This is a genomic window from Dyella tabacisoli (assembly GCF_003350925.1).
GTDB lineage: Bacteria > Pseudomonadota > Gammaproteobacteria > Xanthomonadales > Rhodanobacteraceae > Dyella_C > Dyella_C tabacisoli.
On sequence record NZ_KZ857175.1, the window covers coordinates 421,038 to 431,943 of the forward strand.

The following is a 10,906-nucleotide window of genomic DNA, read 5'->3' on the forward strand; positions in this document are numbered from 1 at the left end:
GCACTTCGAGAAAGCCCCGCCTTGTGCGGGGTTTTCTTTTTGCGTGCATCGGCCGTTGTTGCACCGATAGCCTTAGCGATGTTTCCCATGAAAAAACCCCGGGAGTCGCCTCCCGGGGTTTTGGCTTACAGCGTGATGCTGAAGCGTGTCGCTAGAGCTTAGTTGCCGGCAGCCGGTGCTTCGGCAGCGGCGGCATCGGTAGCGGCTGCTTTCTTGGCCTTGTGACCTTTGGCTTTGTGGGCCTTGGCCTTGTGAGCCGGCTTGGCAGCAGCGTCGCTTGCCGGGGCAGCAGCATCGGCGGACTTCATCGCGTCCTGCGCGGCCGGTGCAGCAGCGGGAGCTGCGGCGGCTGCCGGAGCGGCTGCCGGAGCGGTGCTCTGCGCAAAGGCCGGAACGGTCAGGATGGAAGCGGCGACGACGAAAGCGGCAAGCATGGTCTTACGCATGGGACAAACTCCAGAGTGTGGATGCCAGGACATCGGTGCCCGTGGCTGGGGTGAAAGTTAGAGGTCGAGTGCCTGCTGTTTGCTGAACAAAACCGGCCTGATACAAATTTCTTTAACGGATAGACAGCTCACTGAATCGAGGCTTGTCGATAAAGTAAAACGGATGTTGGAGCCCTTGATTCTTGATCGAATCACAACGCATCGCCATGACATCTAGATGACCACCTAGATGATGGCGCTAAATGATCGGTTGCGGAGGCTCAACAGTGGGTGATGGCCGTCACGGCAGCGTGGCTGGACGCACTACGGGAGCGCGCCGGAACTATTGATGTACGCCAGCGGCGGCGGCAGCGCCTGGATGTGGGTCATGGTTGGCTATGCCGCTTTCGCGCGGCAATGGCTCGGCCTTGGGCAGTAGCGGATCGAGCCTGCCTTTCAGGCGCAGCAGGGCGACGTTGGCCATGGCGTTGTCGAGATGCCGCTCGGGGCTGTCCTGCGTTTGCGGCGATGCGCCCGGCGCATGGGTCAGCCCGGCCAGTTGTGGGGCCAGCACCTGGGTCAGTGCGAAATAAGCGTCGTCGTGGATGCCGGCGTGTTCGAGTAGCTTGCCGGGCAACATCCATGAGGCCAGGTCGGTGTGCTCAGGCTGGCGTGGATTGCGCGGATCGACCAGCAGCCAGGTGCCGGCCTGGCTGAGCATGTCTTTGCCATCGACAAAGCCCGCCGTGCTGTAGACGCCGGCCAGCGCGGGCAGGTGGTCTCCGTAGAACAGCAACAAGGTCGGCCGCTCGCGTTTGGCCAGTTGATCGGCCAGGCGGCCGAGTTCCTGATCGGCGTGACCTATGTGATAGAGGTAGTTCTGCAGTTCGAGTTTGTCTTTGCCGACGACGCCCGGCGGGACAGGGATGGCGTCGCGTTCGGCGCTGTCGATGCCGGGGCTGGTGTCGTAAGGGCCATGCGCTTCGATACTGATCGCAAAAAGAAACTGCGGCGGGCCGGCATTTTTCAACTGCGCCAGTATTTCGTTGGTCATCGCGTGATCGGACATGTACTGCCCGTCCTTCGCCGCATCGCGAGGAAATGCCGATTGCGAGATGAAGTGATCGAAGCCAATCGCCTTGAACGCCGTGTGGCGGTTCCAGAATGAGGGATCGTTGCCGTGCAGCGCGGTGGTTTCATAACCGTGCGCGCGCAACGTGCGCACCATGCCGGGCACCACCTTGGTATTCATTTGCAGATACGGAAACTGCAGATCGTCGAAGTAACGCAGCGACAAACCGGTAAGCACCTCGAACTCGGTGCGGATCGTGCCGCCGCCAAAAGTAGGCACATGAAGCGGGCCACTGCTGCCGGCTGCCGCCAGCCGCCGCACGTTGGGCAAGAAATCGCTGTGTTCGTAGCCCTTGAGAATGCGCGGGTCGAACAATGACTCGCTTTGTATCACCACGATGTCCGGCAGCTCGCTGGCGGCTTCCGGGCTGATCGCCATGTACTGGCGCAGGGCTTGATCGGTCTGGCTGAGCAAGGCTATCGCCGCTTGCGGGTCGGCCTTCTTGCGCTGATGGCCGTAGTGCAGATGGAACATCAACAGCGAACTGACCAGGCCCGAGTGCTCGGCGGTGCCCGCGGCCGACCATGGCTCCATCCATAGCTGCTTGCCGTTGTACATATGTGCCCAGCCCGGCGTGCCGGCCAGCAAGCTACCCAGGGCCATGGCGAGCGTGCCGCCAGCGAGCAGTCGCTTGCCATGGGTGCGGCGTGCGAACAGCACCGGTTCGTAGCGCCAGGCCACAATCACCAAGGCGATGCCGCCAAGCAAGACCAGATAAGGCCATGGGCTACTCGGCAAGTAGCCACTGAGTAATTGCAGGCCACCTTTGCGCAACTGGCCGACCATGCGGAAATCGGCCGGCATCAACGGCGTGCTGAGATTGTTCACCTTCAGCGTATTGATGCCGTACAGCAGGCCCTGCAGTAGAAAGGCCACGCCGAACGACCACAGCAGACGCCGGCTCATCACTAGCAGCACCGCCGTCAGCAACAGGCCGGGCAGCGCGTTGGCGAGCAGGTAGTGCGGTTGCTCGAACAGGCGCGCGGGCGCCACTCCATTACCGCCATCGAGCCCGCCGGTCAGCAGCACAAAGGCAATCGCCAGCAACAGCGGCAAGCCGATATGGGTCATCAGCAAGCGTTGGTGGCGCTTGCACCAGGCCAGGGCTGATTGGATGAGGGCTGGTTTACTAAGCGTTGGGGGCATGGCAGTTCTTGGGGGAGGGTGCTGTCATGGTTTGAACATCGAAATGTAATCAACCGGACATGAACGAAATGTTCGGGGTCGATGTTTACGAACAGGTTGTAGATCGAACGCGGAGTGGCGAGCGCCGTGCACCACGCGCATCGTCTGCGCTCCATACGGTTACCTGGCAGTCATGAACGGCTATCTGCGGCACAATGCAGCGATGCCTCTACTTGCCGAATCCCCTGCGCTGCGTGCGCTGATCGACGATCGCTATGCTGAACTGGTTGCCCGCTGCCGCGCTGTCGGTGTGCCGCTGCATGACGATGCCGGTGTCGCCGAGCGAATCCGCCGCACGATCCTGGCCAGCGACTTCGCGTTCGATACCTGGTTGCGTCAGCCGCAATTACTTGCCCCGCAAGGACTAGAGCGCCTGCGCTCAGGCAATGACGCCGGCACACGCATCGAGGCCGTGAGGCTGGTCGCGGACGAAACCGAGAGTCTGGCCTTACTGCGGCGCTTTCGCCATGCCGAGGCGCTGCGTCTGGTTTTTCGCGACGTCAATGGGCTGGACCAATTGTCCGAGACGCTGGCGGCCACCAGCACGCTGTACGAAGCGCTGCTGGGCGCGGCGCTGGGTTGGTCCGAGCAGGCATTGGCGGCACGCTATGGTCATAGTCGCGATCACGATGGCGCATTGCAGCGCATGGTGGTGGTCGGCTTCGGCAAGCTCGGCGGCAGCGAGCTGAATTTCTCATCTGATATCGATCTGGTACTGGCGTATCCGCAAGGCGGGCAGAGCGATGGTTCGCGCTCGCTCGACAACAGCGAATACTTCGTGCGCTTAGGCCGCCAATTGGTGCGCCTGCTCAATGAGCCCACCTCAGACGGCATTTGTGCGCGGGTCGATTTGCGCCTGCGCCCGTTTGGTAATGCCGGGCGCTTGGCGCTGCCGTTTCCGGCGATGGAGCAGTACTACCAGAGCGAGGGGCGCGATTGGGAGCGTTATGCCTGGATCAAGGCGCGCCCGGTCGCCGGCGATCGCCACGCCGGCAAGCAGTTGCAAGAGCTGTTGCGTCCGTTCGTCTATCGCAAGTATCTCGATTACACCGCCTTCGCCGGTCTGCGCGAAATGAAGTCGCTGATCGACGCGGAAGTCGCGCGCAAGGATTTGGCCGATAACCTCAAATTAGGTCCCGGCGGTATCCGCGAGATCGAGTTCGTCGTGCAGTTGACGCAACTGATTCGCGGTGGACGCGAACCCAGCCTGCGCGTGCGCGGCCTGTTGCCTGCCTTGACCGCCTGCGAAGCACGCGGACACATCGGCGCGGCGCGCGCCAAGGCATTGCGTGAAGCCTATGTGGTCTTGCGCCGGGTCGAGAATCGCGTGCAGATGCTGCGCGATGCGCAAACCCATGATATTCCCGATGACGCCTTGAGTCGCGAGCGCATCGCGTTGGGGTTGGGACATGCGAGCTGGTCGGAGCTGGCGGAGGTATTGAGTCACCATCGGGCCATCGTCAGTGAGGAATTTGCCGCTGTCTTGATGCCGCAAGGTGGGCGCACCGCCAGCGTGCCGGTGGCCGATGCCGTGTTATGGCAAGAGGTTTGCGCCGGTACCAGCCATGCCGCGGCCTTTGAGGCTTCCGGTTTTGCGCCGGGCGCGGAGGTAGCCGAAGCACTGATGAAGTTGCCGCAGGCCGCGGCAGTGCGGGCGATGTCGGCGCAATCGCGTGAGCGATTGGATCGTTTGATGCCGCAGCTATTTATTGCCGCACGCGAAAGCACGGCACCCGTGCCTTGTTTGTTGCGGCTGTGCCGACTGGTGCTGGCGGTGGCGCGACGTTCGTCGTATCTGGCCTTGCTGGAAGAGCAGCCATCCGCGCGAAAACGGCTGGCTGGGCTGTTCGCCGGGAGTGCCTTTCTGGCCGAACGAGTGATTGCGCAGCCGCTCTTGCTCGACGATGTGCTCGATCCGCGTATCGATCAGTTGCCGCTCAAGCGCGCGGACATCAGCGCAGAGATCACGCGCGTGCTGGCCACCCTGGACGAGCGTGAGGCCGAGGCCGAGCTGGAGCGCATCAATGAGTTCAAGGCAAGTATTGCGTTTCGATTGGGCCTGGCTTTCAACGACGGCCGTGCCGATGCCGTTGCGACGGCACGCCGGCTGGCTGCGCTGGCCGAATCGGTGGTGCTGGCGGTGATGGCTTTGGCCGAGCGCGAACTGATCGCCCAGCATGGGCGTCTGCCGGAGGGCTCCGGTTTCGCCGTGCTCGGCTACGGCAGTCTCGGCGGCGAGGAACTGGGCTTCGCCTCGGATCTGGATCTGGTGTTTGTCTATGACGGCAAGCATGCTCATGCGATGAGCGACGGCGTCCGTCCGCTGGAAGGCGCGCGCTGGTACCAGCGACTGGTGCAGCGCGTGGTGAACTGGCTGACCGTGCTGACTCGTGCCGGCCGTTTGTATGAGGTGGATACGCGCCTGCGGCCTGACGGCTCCAAAGGCTTGCTGGTGGGGAGTCTGGACGCCTTTACCGCTTATCAGAAAAGCCGCGCGTGGACATGGGAGCACCAAGCGCTGTTGCGTGCGCGGCCGGTGGCCGGCGATGCGGCATTGACCGCCGAATTGGCCGAGGTGCGTCGGCAGGTGCTCGCCGTACCACGCGATCGCACCGCCGTACTGCAAGAGGTCAGTAGCATGCGCCAGCGTTGGCGCGCCGAGCGCGATCGTTCCGATGCCAGGCAATTCGATCTCAAGCAGGGGCATGGCGGTTTGCTCGATATTGAATTCGCCCTGCAAGGGTTGGTGTTGACCTACGCGAATGAATACCCCGCCTTGCTCGCGATTACCGCCAACGCGGCCTTGATCGATGCGTGCCGTGAGGCGGGTTTGCTTGATGCGGGTCAGGCCGCGGTATTCACGACGGCACATGCCGAACTATTGCGGCGTGCGCTGGCTTGTACGCTCGATCTGCGTTCGCGGATTGCGCCGCGTGACAGTGAGCTTGAGCAGATAAGCGCGGCGGTGCGAGAGGTTACCGGGGCGTTGGGGTTGGCTTTTTAGCTTTTGTACTGCTGCAAGGCTTCACCCCCTCCCAACCTCCCCCTGCAAGCAGGGGGAGGAGCCATTAGCCCCCTCCCCTGCTTGCAGGGGAGGGCTGGGGAGGGGTGAAGTTTTGCGGCAAGGCCAAAAAAAACCTCACCCCTTCTTATCAAACCCTTTCCGTTCCTGTGCCTCGCGCCGATGCGCGCCTTCAGCCAGCACCTTGGCTCGATTAAGCGATTGCAGCCACAGTGCATGGTGCTGGGCGTCGTTCTCGCGTTGCTCGTTTTCGCTGGCGTTATCGGGAATGCGGTTGAACGGGATACGCATGGGCGCGGCATCGTGATCGAGCGCGGTTTGCATACTGCCGAAGTAGACCTTGTTGTAGCCGAACTTGGCGTTGATGCGATCCACTACCGCATCGACTTTGCGCGTCTCATCCGCGGGCGCGAACAGCGAGCCACTGCTTTGTGTGCGTTCGATCAGCCGATGCAGGGTAACGCTCACGGCTAGCGGAGTGCCTCGTATTGGGCCGGGCAAGAGGCGCCCTTGACGGCGGCCGCTGTCAATCATGCGGCTTAGCATACGCAACAGTTCGCGGCTGTCGTCCGTGGGGTCGAAATTGAGGTCGCCCTCCCAGCGTTGGTCATGGCCGATAAAGCGGATACGCACGGCCAATGCACCACTGAGCATGTCAAAGCGGCGCAGTCGCATCGCCGCTTTCACCAGTAATTTCTTCAGCACCGCGCGGGCGCCGACCGGAGTGCGCAACTCCGGCCCCAGCACGTGCGAATGGCCGAGCGAGCCGCGCGAGGTTTCGGCCAAAGGTAGCCAGGTGCCGCGCAGTAAGCCCCACATGCGCTCCCCTTCGATGCCGCCCCAGGCATGTCGCAGTAGGTGTTTTCCGGCGGCGGTGAGTTGCGCCACGGTGGTAATGCCGTCGTCGTGCAGGCGCCGCTCCATCGATGGGCCGATGCCGCACAGGTCGCGCAGCTCCAGCGTGTGCAGCATGTGCGGCAAGTCGGTCTGCTCGATCACGGTGAGGCCATCGGGTTTGCGCATGTCCGAGGCGGTCTTGGCGAGAAAATCGTTCGGTGCGATACCGATCGAACAACGAATGGCATCGCCCGGCGCGATCTTGGCAATCTCTTTTTTCACCTGTTGCGCGACCTGTACGGCGACCTCGCGCTGCCGCTGCCGGCCGACCAGCTCGCAAGCCATTTCGTCGATTGAGCCGACCCTGGCGATGGGTATGGCCCGGTCAATCGCCTCGCATAGCGTGTTGTGCCAGGCCACGTAGCGCTCCGGCCGCGCCAATCGGATCACGATGTCGGGACACTGTCGTTTCGCCTCACGTACCAAGGTGCCCGTGCCGACGCCGAATGCTTTCGCTTCATAGCTGGCGGCGATCAGGCAGGTGCTGTCGGTATCCACCGGCACCACGCCGACGGGGCGTCCGCGCAGTGCCGGCTCCTCGTGCTGCTCGACCGAGGCGAAGTAGCTGTTGAAGTCGATGAACAGGCTACGCAGAGTCATATGGGGTCAGGCTTGAATGGCCGGCCGGTATAGCTTGCGCTTGTCTCGTGGCCCGCGACAGTGGTGGCGTGCGCGTCTCTTACGACATCAAACTCGTGGCCACTCCAAAACCGATCGCCATGATCGCCGCCACCGCCATGCAGGCGCTGGTCGGTCGAATGCGGCGTGCGTCGACGCGTGGAATCAGCCGCCACAGCAGTGCCACACCTACCAGCATGTCGATCACCAATGCGCCGCGCAGCAAACCGGAGGCGAGTAGTGGCGCAAAGGGTGGCTTTATATGGCCCTCGTGCATGGCGACACCGGCGATCAGCAGCATGCCGAACAAATTCCATAGCAGGCAGGCGAGGTAGGTGCGGTTGAACACCACCGCGCAGCGCTCGCTCCAGCGCAGCACGATCCAGGCGACCAGCGCGATGAAAAGTGCGCCGATGCTGCTGTAGAGCACCCACCAGAGCAGGCTGCTTATGACGGTGAGGGCAGTGGTCATGCGATTCCTAGACGTTGAAGCGGCGCAGTAGTTTGTCCATCAACCAGGCTGGGCCGATCAGCAAATAGGCGAGGTCAGTGAGAAAGCTTGGGCGGCGCCCTTCAATGGCATGGCCAATAAACTGACCGACCCAGGCGACCACGAATACAGCCAGTGCCAGCCAGCGCAGCGATGACGGGCCGATTTGTTGGTAGATCAGCTCGGTCAGTACGGCCATCGCTGCCAATGCGAGCAGCAAGGCGAGGCCGAGTCGATGCGAGTGTTTCCAGTACCAGGCGAACGCCAGCACCAGCGCGCCGACCGCGATAAAACCGGGGCGGCCAAGCGTGGCCGGCACCGGTATGGTCCATAGCAGGGCAATCACGCACCACACAATCAGCGGCACGCAGATCCAATGCAGCAAACGATTGGTCGGGTTTTGATGGTCCTGGCTGTAGCTATCGAGCCACGCTTGCATGTCGCGCGGGCTTGCCTGTTTGTCATCGTGTGCGTTCATCAGTGCGCCCCGCTTTTGGAGAACAAGTTCAACACCAATACGCCGGCAACGATCAGGCTAATGCCCAAGATCGCCGCCGGATCGAGTTTCTGACGATAAGCGATGACGCCGATCAAGGCGATCAATACAGTGCCTGCGCCGGACCACACCGCATAAGCGATGCCGATTGGAATATGCCGCAAAGTAAGGCTGAGGAAATAGAACGCGGTGCCGTAGCCGGCCACCACCACCGCGCTGGGCAGCAGTCGGCTGAAGCCGGCGGAGGCTTTGAGCGCGCTGGTGCCGATGACTTCGGCGAGGATGGCGATGGCAAGCAGCAGCCAGGCGTTCATGCGGATACTCGGATAAAAGCGGGTTCAGTCCAGTTTGAGGTCGGCCAGCCGCTGCAGCGCGTCGGCGTACTTGGCGGCCGTGACGCCGATGACCCCGGCCGGTACGTGCGGGCCGGGTGCCTGTTTGTTCCAGCCCTGGTCTTCCAGATAGTCGCGCACGAACTGCTTGTCGTAGCTGGGGGGGCTGATGCCGACGCGATATTCTTCGGCGGGCCAGAAGCGCGAAGAGTCCGGGGTCAGCATCTCGTCCATCACATAAAGCTTGCCGTCTTCATCGGTGCCGAATTCGAGCTTGGTGTCGGCAATGATGATGCCGCGTTCGGCGGCATAGGCGGCAGCCCACTGGTAGATAGTGAGTGTGGCTACGCGCACCTGTTCGGCGAGGTCCGGCCCGACGGCGGCGATGACCGCATCGAAGCTGACGTTTTCGTCGTGGTCACCCACGGCGGCCTTGGTCGATGGGGTAAAGATCGGCTCGGCCAACTGCTGGGCTTGTTTCAGGCCGGCCGGCAGCTTGATGCCGCATAGCGAGCCGCTGGCCTGGTAGTCCTTCCAGCCCGAACCGATCAGATAGCCGCGGGCAATCGCCTCGACCGGTACCGGCTTGAGGCGGCGCGTTACCACCGCGCGCTTTTCGTATAGGGCGAGATCGGTACCGGGCGGCAAGACCTCCGCCAGCGGTACGTCGAGCAAGTGATTGGGCACCAGGTGGGCGGTCTTGCCGAACCAGAAGTTGGAGATCTGCGTGAGCATTTCGCCTTTGCCGGGAATCGGGTCGGGCAGCACCACATCGAAAGCCGACAGGCGATCAGTAGCTACGATCAACAGGCGGTTGCCGGGCAAGGCATAGACATCGCGTACTTTGCCGCGATGGATCAGGTCCAGGCCGGGCAGGTTCGATTGCAGCAGGGTGGTGGGCACGAGAGCGTTCCTGAAAGGGGCGAACAAGCGGGCCATTGTAACGGGCTGTTGCTTGCCGGGCTTGCCGGCCGGGAATCGGATGGGCACCGCCCTGATCTGGATGCTCTCTTTGAGCTTCTTCCATGGTCGGCAGTCAGGAAAGCTCCGCGCACGCTGGTAGAATCACCGACTTTTAACCTTGTCTATTGCCGATGCGAACCGTATTGATTGCGGCATGTTGTCTGGCCGTCGCTTTGCCTGCCCTTGCCAGTGCCCCGGTCAAACCGGCGCGGTTGGGGCTGTGTGCGGCCTGCCATGGCGAAACCGGCATGGCACAGATTCCCGCTGCGCCGCACCTGGCCGGACAAAAAGCCGACTATCTGCTTGAGGCGATGAAGCAGTATCGCGACGGCCGCCGCAATGTCCCGCTGATGCGCGCCGCGGTGGGTCCGATGAGCGACGCCGATCTGGCCGAGCTGGCTCGCTGGTATAGCGCACAGTCACCGCAGCAGGGCCGGCCATGAACTTCACTTGGACCTTATGGCTGGCATTTCTTGGCCTGATCCTGGGCCATGGCTTGCCTGGCGCGATCGTCGGTGGCATCAGCGGCTTCATCATCGACAGCGTGCGGCAGAGTCAGCGCCGCCACGCGACACCGGAGGTAGGCGGTTTTATCGGGCCGCTGTTTGCCTTACTGGGTGCGGTAGCCAAGTCGGACGGGCGCGTGTCAGAGGCGGAAATCGCCATCGCCGAGCGATTGATGGCGCGCATGGGCCTGGACGCCGAGCAGCGCAAACAGGCGGTGACCAGCTTTAACGCCGGCAAACAGCCAGAGTTCAACGTGACCCCGGCGATCGATGGTTTGCGCCAATGGGTCGGCATGCGTCGCGATCATGCTTTTCCCGTGCTGGACGTAGTGATCGAAACCGTGCTGGCCGAGGGCAATCCACCGCCGGAGCAGATGTCGATCCTGCGCCAGCTTGCGTTCGCTCTGCGCGTCAGCGATATGGAGCTGATGGCGTTGATGGCGATGAAAGGCTACGCCTGGAACACCGGTACTGGTGGCGGCCAGCGCGGCCACGGTTCGAACGGCAACTACGTGCCGCCGCAACGCAATACGCAAGGCCCCGACCCCTATACGGTGCTGGGCATCGCCCATAGTGCGGATGACCGCGCGGTGAAGCGGGCCTATCGCAAGCTGATCTCCGAACATCACCCCGACCGCCTCGGCGATCTACCTGAAGATATGCGCCGCCGCGCCGAGTCGCGCGCCAGCGATATCAACGCGGCCTATGAGCGCATCAAGAGTGATCGTGGGTTTAAGTGATTGAGAGCGGGGAATGGGGAACGGGGGACGGGGAACATGAAGTTCTAGGGGATATTGCAGGTCCGCGTTCTTTTTTGATTTTTCTTTGTTTTTGCTCTTG

10 protein-coding genes are annotated in these 10,906 nt (G+C 62.4%); 3 read left to right on the forward strand and 7 right to left on the reverse strand.

Translation table 11 applies throughout. The annotated features are described in order from the left end of the window. Positions 1 to 158 precede the first annotated feature (158 nt). Both DVJ77_RS08750 and DVJ77_RS08755 read right to left on the reverse strand, forming a co-directional pair. Positions 159 to 446 carry a hypothetical protein gene (locus DVJ77_RS08750; protein WP_114845092.1) on the reverse strand — a complete coding sequence of 96 codons (288 nt, stop codon included), beginning with the start codon at positions 444 to 446 and terminating at the stop codon, positions 159 to 161. A gap of 322 nt (positions 447 to 768) precedes the next feature. Beyond that, the gene (locus tag DVJ77_RS08755; RefSeq protein ID WP_318530913.1) at positions 769 to 2,703 is read right to left on the reverse strand and encodes an LTA synthase family protein; all 1,935 of its coding nucleotides are present in this window, start codon (positions 2,701 to 2,703) and stop codon (positions 769 to 771) included. Between the two features lie 172 nt (positions 2,704 to 2,875). On the opposite strand from DVJ77_RS08755, the gene glnE reads away from it, so the two are divergent. Beyond that, complete coding sequence (gene glnE / locus DVJ77_RS08760) at positions 2,876 to 5,746, forward strand: bifunctional [glutamate--ammonia ligase]-adenylyl-L-tyrosine phosphorylase/[glutamate--ammonia-ligase] adenylyltransferase (RefSeq protein ID WP_380038866.1); 2,871 nt, start codon at positions 2,876 to 2,878, stop codon at positions 5,744 to 5,746. Positions 5,747 to 5,881: 135 nt separating this feature from the next. Here the strand turns inward: glnE and DVJ77_RS08765 are convergent, their stop codons facing one another. The 5 genes from DVJ77_RS08765 to DVJ77_RS08785 all read right to left on the reverse strand — a co-directional run bounded on the left by DVJ77_RS08765 (position 5,882) and on the right by DVJ77_RS08785 (position 9,500). After that, positions 5,882 to 7,261 carry a Y-family DNA polymerase gene (locus DVJ77_RS08765; protein ID WP_114845094.1) on the reverse strand — a complete coding sequence of 460 codons (1,380 nt, stop codon included), beginning with the start codon at positions 7,259 to 7,261 and terminating at the stop codon, positions 5,882 to 5,884. Positions 7,262 to 7,340: 79 nt separating this feature from the next. Then, positions 7,341 to 7,751, reverse strand: coding sequence for a hypothetical protein (locus tag DVJ77_RS08770; RefSeq protein WP_114845095.1), 411 nt, complete (start codon positions 7,749 to 7,751; stop codon positions 7,341 to 7,343). 7 nt (positions 7,752 to 7,758) lie between these two features. Continuing rightward, positions 7,759 to 8,247 carry an Mpo1 family 2-hydroxy fatty acid dioxygenase gene (locus DVJ77_RS08775; RefSeq protein WP_225427905.1) on the reverse strand — a complete coding sequence of 163 codons (489 nt, stop codon included), beginning with the start codon at positions 8,245 to 8,247 and terminating at the stop codon, positions 7,759 to 7,761. Beyond that, positions 8,247 to 8,579 carry a DMT family transporter gene (locus DVJ77_RS08780; RefSeq protein ID WP_114845096.1) on the reverse strand — a complete coding sequence of 111 codons (333 nt, stop codon included), beginning with the start codon at positions 8,577 to 8,579 and terminating at the stop codon, positions 8,247 to 8,249. Before DVJ77_RS08780 ends, DVJ77_RS08775 begins: the two co-directional genes overlap by 1 nt. Before the next feature lie 24 nt (positions 8,580 to 8,603). After that, on the reverse strand, positions 8,604 to 9,500 hold the full coding sequence (locus tag DVJ77_RS08785; protein ID WP_114845097.1) for a phosphoribosylaminoimidazolesuccinocarboxamide synthase: 897 nt from the start codon (positions 9,498 to 9,500) through the stop codon (positions 8,604 to 8,606). A gap of 191 nt (positions 9,501 to 9,691) precedes the next feature. On the opposite strand from DVJ77_RS08785, the gene DVJ77_RS08790 reads away from it, so the two are divergent. Both DVJ77_RS08790 and djlA read left to right on the forward strand, forming a co-directional pair. Next, positions 9,692 to 10,003, forward strand: coding sequence for a c-type cytochrome (locus DVJ77_RS08790; protein ID WP_114845098.1), 312 nt, complete (start codon positions 9,692 to 9,694; stop codon positions 10,001 to 10,003). Further along, positions 10,000 to 10,806: a co-chaperone DjlA gene (gene djlA / locus DVJ77_RS08795; RefSeq protein WP_114845099.1), complete on the forward strand. Its 807-nt coding sequence runs from the start codon at positions 10,000 to 10,002 to the stop codon at positions 10,804 to 10,806. The genes DVJ77_RS08790 and djlA overlap by 4 nt, the downstream gene beginning before the upstream one ends. Positions 10,807 to 10,906 lie beyond the last annotated feature (100 nt).